Here is a 16783-nt window from a genome sequence, read left to right as displayed (position 1 = left end):
GATCGCACACCTCCACATTCAGACAACGTTTCAGGAGATCCTGGCCGACATCAGTCAGCGCCAAGAGTCGGTACACGGCCCCTCGCCTGGCGAGGCTTCCACATGTGGCGACACCGTCCGAGCGCCGTCATTCCGCTCCATCGCCCACCTCCTCTGACACGAAGGCGAGTTCTTCCAGCAGGAAGATTGCCCTTTCCTCTGCCAGTGCGGCAGCCTCCGCCATGGCTATCTCCTCAGCTGCGATCATTTCCGCTTGCGCGGCCGATTCCGCGGTGGCGGCCATTCTGTTGATGTCGAAGCTCCCTTGTTCCTTTCCGTCAAGTCCGATAACGGTAATCTTCGTGACCTTTGGATTGCTCATCAATCGGTCATACTCTTCGGTGTCCCAGATATTTCCGCCACGCAGATTCTCTCCGAGCACCACCCTAACGTGCCCTGAGGCGTGCGCCGCATATTCAGCAGAGGCTTGCTCCCATGCTCGCACCACGTCTGGATTGCCCGCATCCCATGGCGGAAGCACGATGCCTCGCTGCTTCATCAACATTTCAAGAGTGATCCCGCCGTTTCTCGATGCGATTCCGTCCGCGACCGAGCCGGGACCAGCATCCACGAAGGATCCGTTCGGCTCATATGTTCTGCCGGACCAGAAGTACGCCGCATCCGGCGCCGTGACATAACGGGAAGCACCAGCTGCCCCCGCCACGGCAGCAGCCTTCTTGCCGAAGCTAAGGACTCCATCGTCGTTCTCGCCTTTTCGAGCAGCGGTGCGAAGGCGTGCGGTGACCACACGATTAATCTGCTGAAGGGTCTCAACGGTTCTGGCGCCACAAGCATTCCGGTCATCCGCACGCCCGGTGTCCGGATCGACGGCACGCCGCCCATCCGGGTCGGACATCGTGACGGGGTTGCCCCCGGCGTAGGAGTAGCCGTTCCAGCTTTGCGGGTTCTTGCTATCGAACAGCGGGTCGACCGTGGTGAACCGGCCCGTTTTCGGGTCGTAGTCGCGGGCTCCGAGGTGGGTCAGCCCCGTGTCGGCGTCCATCGCCCCGCCGACGAAGCCCTTCTGGTCGGGCCACGAAGTGGGGGCCGTGCCGCGGGGGTTGCCGTACGGGTCGGTCTTGCGGCGGGTGAGGGCGAGGGTGCTGGCGTTGATGGTGGTCTGGGCGGTGCCGTGGTGGTCGGCGGTCATCCAGGTCAACCCGCCGGCGGTGCGTACCGCTCCGGTGGAGTAGGTCCGCACGCAGGTGACCGCGGAAGTCGGGGTGTCGGCGTGCAGTTCAGTACCACCGAGGTAGAGGGTGGTTCCGGTGGAGTCCTTGCGGAGGATCCGGTTGCCGTCGGCATCGTAGACGAACGAGGTGGTCGGACCTGAGCTGTTGGTGACGGTCGACAGCTTGCCGAGTTCGTTGTACGTGTACGTGTAGCCGTTGTGCGTTTTGGTGTTGCCGGCGTCGTCGTAGCTGTACGTGTCGGTGGTGGCCGACGCGCCACCGCCGACGGTCGTGTCGGTGCGGGTCACGGTGTGCGGCCGGGTGGCCTGGGCCGCCGGGGTGTAGTTGGTGCGCACGGTGTCGGAGGTGACGGGTCCACCGGTGACGGCGTGCTTGGTCTCGGTGAGTCGTCCGCCGGTGCGTTCGAAGGTGTAGGACGTCCAGTACGGATCCGGGCCGCCGGTCACGCCGGTGGACGGCGAGGCCTGGCAGGTGTCCGCCGTCGTGGTCCACGCCTCGGTCATCCGGCGCAGGCCGTCGTAGGTGAAGCACTGCTGGGAGACCGTGCCCGTCGGGACGGTGCCCCAGGGGTTGCCGCCGGTGGTCCCGGTGACGGTCTCGCGCAGGCCCTTGACGTTGCCGGCGGGATCGTAGCTGTAGGCCTCGACGAGCTGCTGGTCCCAGGTGTCCGGGCCGCCGGGGTGTTCGGTGTGGACCTGGTTGCTGGTGGTGCGCAGGGTGACGTCGTCGCGGAGCGTGGTCACCTTGACGCGCTTGCCCGTGGCCGGGTCACCCAGGGTGCGCTGGCTGATCCCGCCGTCGTGGTAGTACCACACATCAGACAGGTACCGGTCGGAATAGCCGGTGGTCCCGGCCACTCCGATGAGCTGGCCGATCGTGTTGTAGGTGTTGCTGACGGTCTCGGCAGCCAGTCCGCCGGCGGCCGGGTAGCCGATCTGGTAGACCTGCCCGTCGGCGGTGTAGGTCAGGCTCGTGTTGTAGGTGCCGGCCAGAGTGCCGGCCGAGTTCGGGACCGTGACCGAGGTTCCGGTGGGTCGGTAGCCGTTGTCGTAGCCGGTCACCGACGTCTTGTACTCGTCGGCGCCCTCAAACCTGGACGACGAGTCAAGCTGCCCCTTGAGGAGATTGTCGAAGGTCCACGACGCGAGTGTCACGCCGGTCGTGGCGTTCTTGACGAGGGTCTTGCGGCCGAGCACGTCGTACTTGTAGGCGACAGCCGCCCCGCGCCCGTCGGTGACGCCGGACAACTGCCCGGCATCGTCGTAGGTGGGCGTCGTGGTGCCAGCGTCCGGGTCAGTCTTGGCCTTGACCCGACCGCGCAGGTCGTATGTGGTGTTCCAGGTGTTGCCGTCCACATCCTTCTGCCAGCGCGGGCGGCCGAGCCGGTCGTACCCGTATGTCGAGTCCTGGAAGCCGCCGGCGGGCAGGTTGCCCAGGAACTGCCGGACCGTCGTCGTCCGGCCCCGCGCGTCCAGGAACGTGGTGGTCGCGGTGCCGCCGGCGGGTGGGGTCACCGTGACCCGGTCTCCGTCGTAGGAGGTGGTGGTGCGGTAGGCGGGCTGCTCGTAGCCCCACGCGAACAGCTGGTTGGTGGCGACCCTGCCCAGGCCGTCGAACGTGATCCTGTTCTGGCTGGCGATGTCCGCGTCGTTGAACCCGACCAGGGTGCCGCTGGGCCCGCTGGTGTTGTTCTTGAACGAGCTGGTCTTGAACGCCCTGCCCGCGCTGTCGTAGGCGGTGTCGGAAATCGACCGGGTGCCGTCCTGCACCGGGGTCTGGGACTGTCGGGCCCGCAGCCTGCCGTCGAGGATCGCGTACGAGTCGTAGGTGTTGCCGGCCGGCCCGAGCCGGCTGGTCTTCACGTACGGCGCGGCGCTGCCGGTGACCACGTAGCTGAAAGCGGTGTTGGGGGTGTCGGTACCAGGCGTGCGGCCGGGAGCCCAGGCGGCCGTGACCCGGCCGAGGGGGTCGAGGGTGGCCTGGGTCTTCTTGCCATTCGCGTCCACCACCGATGTCGGCTGGCCTCGGCCGGGCTCGATGGTGCTGGTCGTGGTCCAGCCGGCATTGTTCGTCACGGCCATGGAGGTGACGGGGCCACCCGTCGCCGGGGTGTAGGCGGTGCCGGTGTGCCGGTCGAGGGCGTCCCAGGAGTCGACGACCCGGCCGTTGGCGTCGTAGCCGGCCCTGCCGGACTGCTTCCAGGTCCGCACGCCCGCGACAAGGTCGGCGAGGGCGTTGGTCCGGTTGGCCAGGCCCTTGGTGGGCGCGACATTCAGTGCCCCGCCGTCGTAGAGGGTCTGGGTGCCCGCCAGCACGTCGCCGTCGCCGGAGACCTGCCCGCACGTGGTCGTGACCGCCTGCGACGGGAAGTTGATCAGGTACTTGGCGGCGGTGTCGCGCGCGTAGTCGGTGTGGGTGCAGGTGTCATCGTCGGTGACAGCGAAGTCGCCGTAGTTGGTGACGTCGGTGGGGAGGCTGTAGGCGTCGTAGGCGGTGTCGGTGCCGGTCTGGCGCCAGGTGCCGGTCGCGGCGATCCAGGTACGGGTGCGGGTGGCGGTGTTCAGGGTCTGGCGGGCGGTGACGTCCGGCCCGCCCGAGCCCGCGGCGGGGCGGGTGGCGTTGACCTTCGTGGTGGTGACGTTGATGGTGGACGCGGAGACCTGCGCGCCGTCGAGTTGGTCGGTTTCGCGGAGGGCCCCGTCGAGGCCGGCCGTGTCCTCGACGCGGGTGGTCCACTGCTGGGTGGGAGCACCTGTGCAGTCGGTCACCTGAAGGGGTGCGTTGCGTAGCGGATTGGTCGTGGGGTCAAGGCACAGGCCGGAGTTCGGGTTCTTCACGGTCCCGTTCGTCTGCGGGATGAAGATCTGCCCGGTGAGCGGGGTGTTGCAGTCCCACAGGTACGCCGGTCGGCCCTTGGGCGTTCCGCCGCTGTCGTTGACGGTGAGGCAGCGCCCGGAAACCGGGTTGAGGAGGGTGCCGTTGGGCTGGGGCTGCCAGATCTGATTGGTGCCGCCGTGGCAGTCGTAGACCTGCACGGCGGTGCCGTTGGCGGTGCCCGCGTTGGCGACGTCGACGCACCGGTTGGCCTGGTTGACCGTCCAGCCGCCGTCGGCCCTGGGTGTCCAGCGCTGGTTGGGGGCCTGGGTGCAGTCCCACAGCCAGGCGGTGGCGTGCGGGTTGGACCCCGCGTCCGACGGTGACAGGCACCGCCCGGAGGTCGGGTTCTTCCAACTCCCGTCGCTCTGGTACTGCCACTGCTGACCGGTGCCGTTCCCGCAGTCCCACAACGACATGATCGACGTGTTGGCGGTGTTCGCGGGGTCATAGGACAGGCAGCGCCCCGATTGCGGGTTGACCAGCTGAGTGGTCGGCGTGTTGGTCTTGCGGACCCACACCTGCTCCGGGCCACCGGTGCAGGGGTCCACGCTGACCAGTGTGCCGTTGGTCGTTGCGCCGGCGACCACGTTCAGGCACATGCCGCCCGCACCGGCCAGCATCCCGGCCTGCCCGCTGATGCCGGAGGCCGGCAGCACGGGCGTGACCAGCCCGACCTTGCGGGCCCCCCACGCCCTGGAGGTCCAGTCGCCCGAGGCCATCCCGTCGCCGTTGAACCCGCGGTGATACAGCGCCCGGCTCACGGTCTGCGGCCCACCCGCCGCACCGTGGGTGGTGGTCACCGTGGGATAGCCGGCCCACTGCGACCACGTCCGGTTCGCCAACGGTACGGCCTCGCCGGCGTCGTGCCGCCACAGCGCCGTGTCGGACGTCCCGGCCGTGGAGTAGGCGTAGGAGGTCACCTCGTCGGGCGAGGCGCCGACCAGGTCACGGTCGACCACCTGGGTGACGACGTACTTCTGGAACCAGGCGAAGTCAGGGGCGGCTATCTGCGGCTTGATCCACTGCTGGAAGCAGCGGTACGGGTTGGCGTCCGGCAACGGCATCGCACCCTGGTTCGGGCACTCGGCCCCCGCGTAGGTGACGAGGGTGTTGCTGCCGGTGCCGTAGTCGATGAACCCCAGCCGGTAGTGGAACAGGGCTCCGACGCCGATGTTCGACCCGTAGGAGACCCGGTTGGCCAGGGCGTAGGACTGCCAGGCACCCGACGAGCCGGGTCCGGCGCCCAGCCAGACCGCTGGGGCGTCCGCGCCCGCGCCGTCCGCGGCGTACCCGGTGTGGAAGATGGTGCGCAGCCACATGTTCGGCGACGCGTCACCACCCGTCGTGTTCCCCAGCACCGACGGCGTACCCGGCCAGGCGTGCGAGAAGCTCCACACGTCCACGTTGCGGTATGACCCGCCGGACAGGACCTTGGTGGAGATCTGCGCGAGGCGGTACTTGTTGAAGAACACCGGCGACGGCGTGTTCGGACACGACGACGCCGACCCGCAGTACAGGTCCAGCGGGGTGTCCCAGTAGTCGGCGTCGACGCAGGTGACCTGCCCGCACCGGTTCACAGCGGCGAAGTCCACCCGGGCCGGTGCCGATCCGGACCCCTCGGACCCGGCCCGGGTGCCGTAGTCGATGTGGTCGAGGTTCGCGGCCAGGTCGTACTGCCAGATGTTCGACGAGATCGCCACCTGCGAGTAGCCCGAGTACTTCGAGTAGAAGTACGTCATCGAGTTCCCGCGCGGGTCGACCACGTAGTCCAGGTTCCACCGGTACGCCTGCCGGCACCCCGACCAGCCGGGGTTGTTCGCGACGTAGCACGGATCCCCCGCGTTCAGGCCGAACACCACCTCGGTCTGCACCGAGTTCGTCACGGCAGTGTCGGTCGCGTAACGCTTGTGCCGGCCGAAGTAGTAGGCCGCGCCGTCGGTGGTGGTGACCTTCCAGTACTCCCCGTTCAGCGCGCCGCTGCCGGAGGTGGCGTCATACAGCCGCTCCACCCGCAGGCCCGAGTCATCTCCTGCCCGCCACATCGACGAGGCCTTGTCGAACACCAGGGACTGCGAACGGCCGTTGAAAACCATGCTCGCGTTCTCGCCCATCCAGCACGACACCGTCGCCACATAGCCCTGCTGGTCACACGAGCGGTACGACCGCTCGATGAACCCGCCGCCTGACAGGTCGAAGCCCTCGCCCAGCCACGACGTCTGCCCGTTCGCCGCGAGGGTCTCGGCGTCCGTGGCGCTCGACGAATACGCCAACGCCAGGTTCGGCACCGGACCGCCCACACCCGGCGGCACGCTGAGCGGATACGTGTAGGAGAAGCCGCCGCCGGACGACCCCGCCGCCCACGACGAAGCCTGCGACAACGACGTCTGCGTGAACGAACCCGCCGCCGACGAGGACGACGCCGCCGCCGCGAGCACCATCGGCGCGGCCGCCGGCGCGGCTTCGGACCGCAGGCCCATCGTGCCCGCACCCGACCGCAGCCGGCCGGCCGGGCCCGCACCGGTCGATCCATCAGCCGTAGTGGAAGTGGCAGGCACGCCCACCTCGGCGGTCAGCGCCCCACCGGCGTTCACCGCGCCCAGATCCGTGCGAGTCTGACACTCCCGGCGCTCCGGGGTCTTCAGCGCACATGCCGGCAACGCGTACAAGCGCAGCCGGTTCGCGTAGTCCGCCCCGAAAGCCTTCGCCCAACCCGAATAGTCAAGACGCAACCGGGTCGGCCCCGTCGAGGCCGCCCCGTCCGCCCGAGCGACCGACAACACCACACCGGCCACACCCGCCGCCCGGGCCACCTTCTGATCGGCCACCTCGACCCGCACCGAACTCGGCGAGGCCGCAGGTCGCTCCACAGGCTGAGCCAGCGATCCCTGAGTCTTGCGCGGCTCGACCGCGACCTGCACCGGGGCCGCGGCGATCGACAGGCCACCCACCACGGCGCCGGCCGCGTCGGCCGACACCGTCACGCTGCCGGCACCACCGGCCGGAACATCCTTGTGATCCACGAGGGGCACCGGGCCCTCGGACGGCGCGGCACCACGCCCCGCCACCGGCCGGACCGCCACCGACTTCTCGGACACCCCCGGCGCTGCACCACCCGGCCCCGCGAAAGCCACCCCGGCCGGAGTCAGCCCGACCGCGAGACCGAGGACAATTCCTACCGACACTCCACCATGACGGATGGAACCGGCGAACGCGCGGGCTGCCGCAGGCAGCCCGAATCGACGGATGGACACCACAACCCCCGTAGCCCAAGACGTTCAAGGGCCCGAAGGCTACGCACACGAAAGTTGGAGCACAAGGGGTTGTTGCAGGCCAGCGCCCATATTAGGCATCACACAAATGGATAAGGGTAAAAGAACACGGCCTGTAACACTGCCTCAAAGACCGTGTCGTCATACCGTCCTGACAGGCATCGGCTTACGGGGCATATGGTCTGCCCGGTACGACAACCGGCGAGCCGGTCGCCCACATCACACCCGTCGGCGACACCACTGCGGCCTGCCCGGGCCTGCTGTCAACGTTGAATTTGACCTACACCGCCACGATTCGCGCAGTAGATTGCAGTTACCTGTGGATCGCGCCACACAGCGATCACCGGGATCCGGTCGGATCCGCCACAAGCCGAACCACCAGGTCGCCGTTCTCGTCGAGCATCACCCCGGCCGCCGGTGTGGGCTGCCCTTCGCTCGCCGCCCACACCGGCGGCGGAGCCGTACGGGATCCGGCGGCGGACTCCGGCCGGGTGCCGTGGCGGGATCTGCCGGAGCGGTTCAGGCCGTGGCAGACGGTCTACTCGTTTGTTCGCCGTTGGCGGCGCAACGGGACCTGGAAGCAGATCGTGACGGGCCTTCAAGCTCGGGCCGACGCGCAGGGGCTGATCACCTGGGACGTGTCGGTGGACTCGACTGTGGCCAGGCGCATCAGCGTGCCGCCGGTGCCCGTAAAAAGGGGACGAGCAGAAGGAGAAACCGGGTGGTATCGATACCGAGCCCGACGGTCACGGACTCGGTCGATCCCGGGGCGGGTTGACCACGAAGGTGCACCTGGCGGTTGAGCAGGGCCAGAAGCCCCTGTCGATCGTGATCACGGCCGGCCGGCGGGATGATTCCTCGCAGTTCGTTCCCGTGCTGGAGGCCATCGGAGTATCGCGCCCGGGTGGCGGGCGTCCGCGCACCACGCCGGACCGGGTGTTGGGCGACAAGGCGTACTCCTCGAAGGCCAACCGGACCTGCCTGCGTAAACGCGGGATCAAGGCCACGATCGCTGAACCGGATGACCAGAAACGCAACCGCAAGAACAAAGGACCGGCCCGGTGGGCGACCGCCGGCGTTCAGCAAGGATGCCTACCGGGCTCGCCACGCCGAGGAATGCGGCATGAATCGGTTGAAGCGCAACCGGGCCGTGGCCACCCGCTTCGACAAGCTCGCCGTCCGCCACGAGGCCACCGTCCTCATCGCCATGATCGGCGAATGGCTGTGACCGCCTACACCGGGCCCGCCGTCAACGCCGCCCGTAGTTTCGCGCCCAACTCTGTGGCCTGTTCCTTCGACCACGGGATCACACCGTTCTCGTGCATCAGTGCGTGGTACTGCTGCCGCTCCGGCGGAGTCCCCGGAGTCAACGGCGAGATGTGCCAGTGCAGGTGCGTGTTGCCCTGCTGGCTGCCCAGCGAGAGCAGGTAGGTCCGCTCGGACGGCACGACGACCTCCACCGCCCGGGCCACCCGATACAGCACGGCCTGCAGGCGCAGGTAGGCGTCCTGGTCGAAGTCCCGCACGACGTGCTCCACGTGCTCGCGCGGCGCCACCAACACATGCCCGTACATCGTCGGATTCTTGCCGAGGAACGCGACGTGCTCTCCGTCATCGAAGACCAACTCGTGCTCGAAGCCGGGATCACCATCAAGGAACTGACAGACAAAGCACCGAATCGAACGGACATGCTCTTCATAGGCCGCCAGATCAAACGGCACCCGATCGACCTGCACGCCGCGACCCCCGTCAGCACCCACCAGAATCAGATCCATCGACACTACGCGAAGATCAACATTGAAGACAGACCTTAGCCGCTCTGGCAGAGGACGCCGGCGCATCCTCGGCCGGTGCCCATCTGCCTACTCCCGCAACCGGCTCCTTACGAGGCGGAGAATGGGACCGCCCCACGCACATTCCGGCGCATGTACGCGCGTCGGCCGACGCAAGCCACTTCACCCCGCGAAGTCAAGGCGGGCTTCCTCGGCCGACAGTCGCGGTGTTTCGCGGCCAGGAACTGCTGTCCAACCGGCCCGACCCGGCGATCGCCGCAGACCTGCGCTGGGAACCGTTTCCCCGCCCCAACGATGCCCTATACGTTCACGCCGAGACCAAAGTCGCCGCGATTATGCGCAGCGAAAGCCTCACGGAAGCGGAGATCACCATCGACAACACCGTGTGCGGGACGCGAGATTTTGACCGGGACAAGGCCTGGACGTGCGACAAAGTCCTGCCCTCGATCATGCCCCCCAAATCCCGACTCACGGTTTGGGCTACCGACGACGGCGGGAAGATGTGGGCACGCGGGGTCTACGTCGGCACAGGTGAGAGGATCAGGAAATGACCATCGCAGTCATGTACGACCACAACGGGGTCGCGTACGAGCTGACCAGCCCGAACGACGCGGGCGAGCAGTTTGATCAGCAGACCCAGAGGATTCTGCGAGACGGCAGATCCGCCCACACCCTGTGGTGGGGAACATCCGACCAGGGCCCGGACCCTCGCGGGGACGTCAACGTCGACTCCCTGCGCCTGAGGATCGACATCGACCCGGAGATGGGAAGAGCTGCCGTGAGGTGGCTTCCAGACGGAACCCACGTCCAGGAGCTCGAGCCCACCACGACGCTCACAGTCATCGAGTCGGCGGACGCCGCCGATGTGATCATCCCCGCTGAGCTCGCCGTCGTGTCGATTCCCACAGCAAGGACGATCGCCGTCTCTTTCGCCGCAGACGGGCAGCGCCCCACCGGCGTGAGCTGGTCGTAGGACTGGCTGGACCTTGTCCCGGGGTGAATCTCGGCGCATCGTCAGCGGCACCTGACGGGGCGTCAGCCAGCCTTCACCCTCGCGGAGGAATTGTCGACCTGACGGAGGGACGTGGCCAGGCCGGCCCGGCGGCGACTTCTGCGCGGCCGGGCGTACCCGGTAGGCGTTGAGGTCGGCGATGGTGTCGGTGTCCAGCCCGACGGTGCGGTCGCCGTTTGACGGTCTTCACGGCCTGTAGACAGGTTCGCTGCCGGCGTGCAGTGCGATGATCGCCAAAGTGCTGTTAGCCGACCCTGGCCTGCGGTGGCTGTATCTCTCCTCACTCCTATAACGGCGGGATGAACGTGATCATGCCGTCGTCCCGCCGAGCGGGACGCGGTGAAGGGTCGACATCGCGACTGGCTGTCCGGGCATCCGGCCGGGTTGTAGGACCGGCCCGGATCTGCGGGTGGCATGATTCCTCGATGCCAGTTGAATTGACCTTGTTCGCGGACTACCACCAGCTCCACGTGTTCGATGACGGGTCGCTGACGGACCTGGGCGATGCGTGGACCGATCAGGCCGTGCTGGATGGACTGGCTGTGGCCGGCGATGCTCTTGCGGTCGGCACCGAGGTCAACGTCTCCGTGACAGTGACGGTCGAGGTTCTGCCCGGCCGGCCGTCGGCGGACGAGACCGTGTTCGACCACGTCGTCGAGGGCAGCGTCGAAGTCCGGTCGGGGCGGCTGGTGGTGATGGGGTGCACCGATTTCGAGCCGGACGCTGCCCGGTTCACGGTTCCGGGCGGGTGGATGAGGGTGCGTGTGGCCCGGGCGAACCTGGCTGAAGCCCGGCGGCTGGACATCGATTCCGACGAGGACCCGGCGACCATGGAACGCGTCCAGTTGCAGGTGTGGCCGGAGGCGCCCAGCGATCTCGCGGTGCTCAAACGCTGGCAGCATTAGCGCGGTTGGCGGACGTTGTCGGGTAGGGGCGGCTGGTTCTGAGTTGTTCGAGTTCAGCGTGGAGTGCGTGGATGACCCGGGCCTAGGTCGACGCGTTCCGCCAATTCGGCGGCCGGTGTGCGGGTCGAGCTTAGATGGGTAGTGATGTGGGCACATTCGGTGTAGGGCTCTTTGACAGTGACGGCGCGCAGGATCTGCTCGACGACCTGGCCGCGTTGTCGTCTGCGGAGCGGGTGCTCGCGGTGACCTCGACGTTGAGTGGAGTCGTGACAGGAAGCCTCACTTGGAACCGTGAGGTCTTTCCCGACGAGGTTGTGGCCTTGGCCGGCTTGGTAGCCGCCTCGCTGCCCGGTGGGCGGAGCCTCAAGGGGAAGGCCAAGACGTCGCTGCCGACGCCGGGACCCGACCTGATCGGCATGGCCGTCGAGGCTCTGGCGCTCGCGTCGGACTTCTGGATGCGCGCCTGGGTCCACGCCGCCGACGCCGCCGAGGCGCGGGAGAACCTCAACGACCTGCGGCGGGTGTTGCTGGCACCAGCCTGAGTGGCCGGCCTCGTGACGAGTCAACGCTGAAAGGCCGGGAGCACCCAACAATCGGTCAGCCCGACATTCGCCACTCAGGATGAGAAGCGATGACGGCCGCCGACCTGCGCACATGTGGCGAGAGCCAGGTCAGGGCGGTAATTGCTCGCCAGATCATGCGAGGACCGACGAGTTCACAGAGAGTGATTCGTAGCGCTATGTCCGTTCGCAATGTGGCGGTGGGTTAGGGCCCTGCTGGCGGGGCTGTGCGATCGGTGTGTCCAGGGCAAACCATGGGTTCGTGCCTGCCCCGACTCTGCCGCCGGCGGATCGGTGAGGGCCTGGCGTCACACCCCGACCGGCTCGGGAACCAGGGTCAGCAGTGCCGCTGCCCGGCGGTTCCGGGCCCGGCCGGCGGCCAGGTGCGCCACCGCCAGGACCAGGCCGAGGCAGAACACGCCGATCCACAGCGCGTCCGGACCGAGGCGGTCGGTGACGAGCCCGCCGAACGCCGGGCCGCAGAACATCGCGCCGGTGAGGCCGAACCCGAACACGCCCTGGTACCGGCCACGGGCTTCCGGGGGTGACAGCTCAACGGTCAGTGTGGAGTTCGTCAGTGTCATCAGCATCTCGCCGACCGTCCAGACCGCGACGGTCAGTGCGTACGTCCATAGCGAGTTGGCGAGGGTGACCAGGCCGAAGCCGACTCCGATGAACAGCACCGAGGCGGTCAGTACGTGTTCGTGGCGGAACCGGGCGACCAATGCGGGCAGGAACAGTTGCCCGGCGACGATCAGCACCATGTTGACCACGATGACCTGCCCGTAGGCCGTGACGTCCAGGCCGTCGGCAACGAGGGATATCGGGAGCATCTTGTTGGTCTCGATCATCGTCCAGCCGAGCAGGGTCAGGCCGACGAAGACCATGAACGTCCGGTCCCGGCAGACGACGCCGAGTCCGACCCCGCTGGCTGAGGCCGTCCCGGTGACGGGCCTGGTCTCGGGCACCTTCAACGCCAGCAGCGCCGTGGAGGCGAGCAGCGCCGCGGCCGTCGTCGCGAACAGCAGCTTCGGCTCGATCCGGGAGAGCAGGCCGGCGAGCAGCGCCGCGGCCGCCGAACCCAGGTTGAACGCCCAGTAGTTCAGGTTCAGGGCCCGGACCCGGTCGGCCGCGCCGACCACGTCGATGATCGTGGCGGTGAACGCCGGCCGGGCGATGCCGCCGCACACCCCCAGCAACAGCGACAGCACCAGGATGGCGGCCTGGTTGTCCGTCCAACCCAGGGCCAGTAGCGTCGCCGCCGCCGGCACGGGCGCGCCGAGCATCGCCGGCCGCCGCCCCCACCGGTCGGCGATGATCCCGCCCGGCAGCGTGCCCAGCGCGGTGCCGATCCCGCCGAGGCCGATGACCAGGCCGGCGTAGGAGGCGTCGAAGTGGCGGACGGAGTACAGGTACACGCCGAGGTAGAGGTTCGCCACGGCGCCGGCCCGGTTGATCAGCGAGGCCGTCCACAGGTACCAGAAGATCCTCGGCAGTCCGCCGGTGGCCTGGCGCAACCAGCCGCTCATGTTCCGACCAGCGCCGGGAGGATCGCAGCTGGTGTCCAGTGCGCGTCGTACTCGGTCAGGTCTGCGGCTAGCTGGGGATACACGGGCTACTCCTCGGTTCGGTGGGCTCGACCCTACGAGCGGGCGCCGACCGGGGTCCTGGTCCAGTTGTGCGAAACTGGACCAGTGACCTTCACCGCGATGCTCGGCAGTTGGCGGCGGGAACCGGGCCCGTTGACTCAGGTGCTCGCGGCGGCGATCCGTGACGCTGTCCTCGATGGGCGGATCCCGGTCGGCACCCGTCTGCCGTCCGAGCGCGCCCTGGCCGAGACGCTTCGGCTCAGTCGGGGCACCGTGGTCAGCACCCTGACTGCGCTGCGCGAGACCGGTTGGGTGCGCACCCGGCCCGGCAGCGGCAGCGAGGTCCGGCTTCCGCGGACGGTCACCGAACGCACCGCGCCCTGGTCGGCGGAGAAGGACGGTGCCCTGGACTTCACCCGCGCGGTGACCGCCGCCCCGCACGCCGCCTACCTGGAGGCCTCCCGGCGCGCGGTGGAACGGTCAGCCGCCCTGCTCGTGGGCTCGGCCGAGCCGGACGCCGGCCTTCCCCAGCTGCGAGAACTCCTCGCGGAGCGGTACACCGGCCAGGGCTTGGCGACCCGCCCCGACCAGATCCTGGTCACCTCCGGCGCCCGGGCCGCCCTTACCCTGCTGGTCGACCACCTGCACGACAGGGCCCGGCCCATCCTGGTGGAGAGCCCCACCTACCACGGCGCACTGGCCGTCCTACGGCGGCGGCGCGCCAGGCTGGTGGCCGCTCCGGTCACCGCCGGGGGCTGGGACCCCGACCGGTTCGCGCACACCGTCCGCACCGTCCGGCCGGGTCTGGCCTATCTGACCCCGGACTTCCACAACCCCACCGGTGCACTCATGCCCGCCGACCTGCGCCTCCGGCTGGCCGAGCTCGCCGGCCGGCACGACGTGGCGCTCGTCGCCGACGAGACGCTGCGCGACCTGGACCTGCGTTCTGAGCCCGAGCCCATCACCCACCTCGCCGGCAACGCCGTGATCTCGATCGGTTCGACCAGCAAACTCGTCTGGGGCGGCCTGCGAGTCGGATGGGTGCGCGCCAGCGCCGGCCGGGTCCGTGAACTCCTGCACAACCCGCTCCAGGCGCGGCTGTCCCCGCCGCCGCTGGAGCAACTCATCGCCTGCGAACTCCTCGCCGACCCCGGAGAGCTGCTCCGCGACCGGCGGGACCGGCTCCGCGCGCAGCGAGACCATCTCGCGGCGCTGCTGACCGGTGCCGGGGACTGGAGTTTCACCCTCCCCGAGGGCGGGCTGAGCCTGTGGCTGCGGCTGCACGGCACGACCGCCACCGCCCTCGCCGCCCGCGCGGCCCGCGCGGGATTGAAGCTGTCACCCGGGCCGATGTTCTCCGCCGACCGCACCCTCAACCACTACCTGCGGCTGCCATTCACCGCCACCCCGGACATCCTCGACCGCGCGGTCGAGGTGCTGACCGGGCGGCAGCACCGGGGCCAGTCCGTCTAGGCGATGAGCAACTTGACCGCGGCGTCGATCGCGGTCTTCGGATCCAGGGCCGGGCGGTCACCCCACTGGCCGGCGGTGAGGACGATGGCGGCGTGCGGGGTGCGGATCGTGTAGGTGACGGCTGACGAGTAGTCGTTGGGCAGGCTGTAGGACCAGGCGATGCCGTGCATGGCCGCGATCCGTTCGTCCTTGACTTCGGTCATGGGAGGCGGCAGTTGGTCGGGCCGGGGCGGCACGTCATCCACCACGGTCCCGCCGACCGTGAGGTTGCGGGTGTCCGAGGAGCCGACGGGCGTGGTCCAGTGGCAGGTGAAGCCGTCGTGGCCGGCGGTGGAGGCCTCGGCGATGAGTTGCATGCCCTGGAGGTACGGCGCGACCAGGGGCGCGACCTCGTCGCAGGAGGTGATCGGACGCAGGGTCGGTGAGCCGTTCGAGCCGCCGGCCTTCGACCCGGCCGCCGTGGGGCTGGCGTCCCTGGCTCCGCTCTCCGTCCGGTCGCCGCCATCGGAGGCGCAACCGGTGGTGAGCAACACGGCCGCCAGGCCTGCCGCCGCGATCGCCCACCGCACTCGACGGTGTCCCGCATCCGAGGGTGCGGGACGGTGAACAGCTTCCCCAATATCTGGAACGGGCGTTACACTCATGGCGACGACCATAGGTGTAACGCGTGCTTCAGTCAAGAGGTGACAAGTGGCCAGGCTCCCGGACACCGCCCACCGCGCGGCCCTGGCCGAGGCGGCCCTCGACCACATCGGACACGTCGGCCTGGCCCAGTTCTCCCTGCGTGGCCTGGCCGCCGAGCTGGGCACCAGCGCCCGGATGCTGGTGCACTACTTCGGCTCCCGCGAGGAACTGCTGTCGGCGGCGCTCGCCGTGCACCGGGCCCGAACCCAAGAGCTGATCGCGGGGGCCGGCGACCCGGCCGGCCGGGCACGGGCCGCCTGGGCGGTGATGACCGACCCGGGCCAGCGCGGCCACTTCACGGTCATGTTCCATCTGATGGCCGCCGCGCTCACCGAAGGCGGCCCCGAGCCGGTCGCGGCCCAGCGGGGCTTCCGGGACTGGGTCGACTACACCGCGGAGCTGTTCGCCGCCGCCGGCCGGCCCCGGGCGGCTGCCGAGGCGGCAGCTACCGCGTTGACCTCGGGCCTCAAAGGCATCCTGTTCGACCGGATGGTCACGGGCGACCACGAACGCTGCGACGCCGCAGCGAACCTGCTGATCGCAGCGATCCTCACGACCGACGATGAGGCGACAAGCAGGTACGCAGCGCGGGAAGATGATTGAGACGGACGCGGCAGCGTTACGTTCTGGAGTCGGGTCGCCCGCCACCGCATAGTCACGAATGCCAGGATCAGGATGCCGCCAAGGGCTTCAGCAGTTCAAGGCTCAGTGCTTCCTTGATCCTGTCACTTCTCAACGGCACGTACTCGCCGTCAACGATGTGACCACCTCGGAAGATCCCCGCGAATATCTCCGCTGTCTCGCCGTCGAGTATGGAGTTGTTCGTCGCCAGCATCCGATTGACCACGTCGGTGACCTGCTGAGTTGAAAGCTTCTCCATCGCTCTCCGCAGTTCCGGAAGGTCGACATCGTCTTCCACTCGAGCGTTGGACAGTGCCCGCATCCTGTCGGCGATGATCCAGTCCTGCTCGATTTCGCCATCTCGGCTTGGCGTCATCGGCGACGGCCTCATGCCGTCGAGTGATCCCCTTCCGCGCAGTCTGGACGGTCGGGATCACTTGGTCGTCCCACCAGCGCCTGACGCGTGGCGCACCCCTGATGACGGCTATCGTGCCGAGCACGCCCGCCGCGAGGGATGGTGCAGCTTGTCGCGTAGCTTCGTTCCATCTTGCCGTGGCGAACGTCGTCGGGTCGACTGCGGGCGGGGCAAGGCCGCGCTATGGAGCTCGGCCAGGACGGCCAGCCGGTTCCCCACCGCACCATGCTCGTCGACGGCGTCGACACCCGCCGCTACACGTTCGACACCGACCAGGTCCAGGTCGAGGGGTGCACGACGGCACCCGGCGAGCCGTAGCACCGCCGGGGAGGCGTGACGGCCGAAGACGGTGC

13 protein-coding genes and 1 pseudogene are annotated in these 16783 nt (G+C 68.6%); 9 read left to right on the top strand and 5 right to left on the bottom strand.

Features of this window, described 5'->3' with window-relative positions; genetic code table 11:
• Positions 1–127 precede the first annotated feature (127 nt).
• Positions 128–7204: a ricin-type beta-trefoil lectin domain protein gene (locus IW245_RS40235; RefSeq protein WP_197001735.1), complete on the bottom strand. Its 7077-nt coding sequence runs from the start codon at positions 7202–7204 to the stop codon at positions 128–130.
• A 593-nt stretch (positions 7205–7797) separates the two neighbouring features.
• Between IW245_RS40235 and IW245_RS42010 the strand changes: the two genes are divergently transcribed.
• Complete coding sequence (locus IW245_RS42010; protein ID WP_307788952.1) at positions 7798–8181, top strand: transposase; 384 nt, start codon at positions 7798–7800, stop codon at positions 8179–8181.
• Positions 8165–8440 (top strand): annotated as a pseudogene (locus IW245_RS42005) (transposase); the annotation flags it as partial. The gene IW245_RS42010 and the pseudogene IW245_RS42005, both read left to right, overlap by 17 nt.
• 170 nt (positions 8441–8610) lie before the next feature.
• On the opposite strand, the gene IW245_RS03355 reads toward IW245_RS42005, so the two are convergent.
• Complete coding sequence (locus tag IW245_RS03355; RefSeq protein ID WP_197001732.1) at positions 8611–9153, bottom strand: HIT family protein; 543 nt, start codon at positions 9151–9153, stop codon at positions 8611–8613.
• Positions 9154–9197: 44 nt separating this feature from the next.
• On the opposite strand from IW245_RS03355, the gene IW245_RS03350 reads away from it, so the two are divergent.
• The 4 genes from IW245_RS03350 to IW245_RS03335 all read left to right on the top strand — a co-directional run bounded on the left by IW245_RS03350 (position 9198) and on the right by IW245_RS03335 (position 11630).
• A complete protein-coding gene (locus IW245_RS03350; protein ID WP_197008296.1) occupies positions 9198–9722 on the top strand; it encodes a DddA-like double-stranded DNA deaminase toxin in 525 nt (174 codons plus the stop codon).
• On the top strand, positions 9719–10144 hold the full coding sequence (locus IW245_RS03345; protein ID WP_197001731.1) for a hypothetical protein: 426 nt from the start codon (positions 9719–9721) through the stop codon (positions 10142–10144). Before IW245_RS03350 ends, IW245_RS03345 begins: the two co-directional genes overlap by 4 nt.
• A gap of 476 nt (positions 10145–10620) precedes the next feature.
• Positions 10621–11088, top strand: a complete 468-nt coding sequence (locus tag IW245_RS03340; RefSeq protein ID WP_231398639.1) for a competence protein ComJ — start codon at positions 10621–10623, stop codon at positions 11086–11088.
• Between the two features lie 146 nt (positions 11089–11234).
• Positions 11235–11630, top strand: a complete 396-nt coding sequence (locus IW245_RS03335; RefSeq protein ID WP_197001730.1) for a DUF4259 domain-containing protein — start codon at positions 11235–11237, stop codon at positions 11628–11630.
• Between the two features lie 326 nt (positions 11631–11956).
• Here IW245_RS03335 and IW245_RS03330 read toward each other — a convergent pair whose 3' ends face one another.
• On the bottom strand, positions 11957–13177 hold the full coding sequence (locus IW245_RS03330; protein WP_197001729.1) for an MFS transporter: 1221 nt from the start codon (positions 13175–13177) through the stop codon (positions 11957–11959).
• A 165-nt stretch (positions 13178–13342) separates the two neighbouring features.
• Between IW245_RS03330 and IW245_RS03325 the strand changes: the two genes are divergently transcribed.
• Positions 13343–14710, top strand: a complete 1368-nt coding sequence (locus tag IW245_RS03325) for an aminotransferase-like domain-containing protein (RefSeq protein WP_197001728.1) — start codon at positions 13343–13345, stop codon at positions 14708–14710.
• On the opposite strand, the gene IW245_RS03320 is transcribed toward IW245_RS03325, so the two are convergent.
• Positions 14707–15279 carry a hypothetical protein gene (locus tag IW245_RS03320; protein WP_197001727.1) on the bottom strand — a complete coding sequence of 191 codons (573 nt, stop codon included), beginning with the start codon at positions 15277–15279 and terminating at the stop codon, positions 14707–14709. The two genes, IW245_RS03325 and IW245_RS03320, sit on opposite strands and share 4 nt — an antisense overlap.
• 121 nt (positions 15280–15400) lie before the next feature.
• Here IW245_RS03320 and IW245_RS03315 point away from each other — a divergent pair, with 121 nt between their 5' ends.
• Positions 15401–15997: a TetR family transcriptional regulator gene (locus IW245_RS03315; protein WP_197001726.1), complete on the top strand. Its 597-nt coding sequence runs from the start codon at positions 15401–15403 to the stop codon at positions 15995–15997.
• Positions 15998–16064: 67 nt separating this feature from the next.
• On the opposite strand, the gene IW245_RS03310 is transcribed toward IW245_RS03315, so the two are convergent.
• Positions 16065–16406 carry a hypothetical protein gene (locus IW245_RS03310; RefSeq protein WP_197001725.1) on the bottom strand — a complete coding sequence of 114 codons (342 nt, stop codon included), beginning with the start codon at positions 16404–16406 and terminating at the stop codon, positions 16065–16067.
• Between the two features lie 207 nt (positions 16407–16613).
• Between IW245_RS03310 and IW245_RS41420 the strand changes: the two genes are divergently transcribed.
• Positions 16614–16748: a hypothetical protein gene (locus tag IW245_RS41420; RefSeq protein WP_267920124.1), complete on the top strand. Its 135-nt coding sequence runs from the start codon at positions 16614–16616 to the stop codon at positions 16746–16748.
• Positions 16749–16783 lie beyond the last annotated feature (35 nt).

Source organism: Longispora fulva (assembly GCF_015751905.1).
GTDB classification, from domain to species: Bacteria; Actinomycetota; Actinomycetes; order Mycobacteriales; family Micromonosporaceae; genus Longispora; species Longispora fulva.
Note: the sequence above shows the minus strand (reverse complement) of the source record. Positions and strands in the feature narration are given on the sequence as shown.

Excerpts from the sequence above, each read along its gene's own strand:
- IW245_RS03355 (WP_197001732.1), bottom strand. The coding sequence starts at position 9,153 with ATGGATCTGATTCTGGTGGGTGCTGACGGGGGTCGCGGCGTGCAGGTC.
- IW245_RS03345 (WP_197001731.1), top strand. The coding sequence starts at position 9,719 with ATGACCATCGCAGTCATGTACGACCACAACGGGGTCGCGTACGAGCTG.
- IW245_RS03330 (WP_197001729.1), bottom strand. The coding sequence starts at position 13,177 with ATGAGCGGCTGGTTGCGCCAGGCCACCGGCGGACTGCCGAGGATCTTC.
- IW245_RS03310 (WP_197001725.1), bottom strand. The coding sequence starts at position 16,406 with ATGAGGCCGTCGCCGATGACGCCAAGCCGAGATGGCGAAATCGAGCAG.
- IW245_RS41420 (WP_267920124.1), top strand. The coding sequence starts at position 16,614 with ATGGAGCTCGGCCAGGACGGCCAGCCGGTTCCCCACCGCACCATGCTC.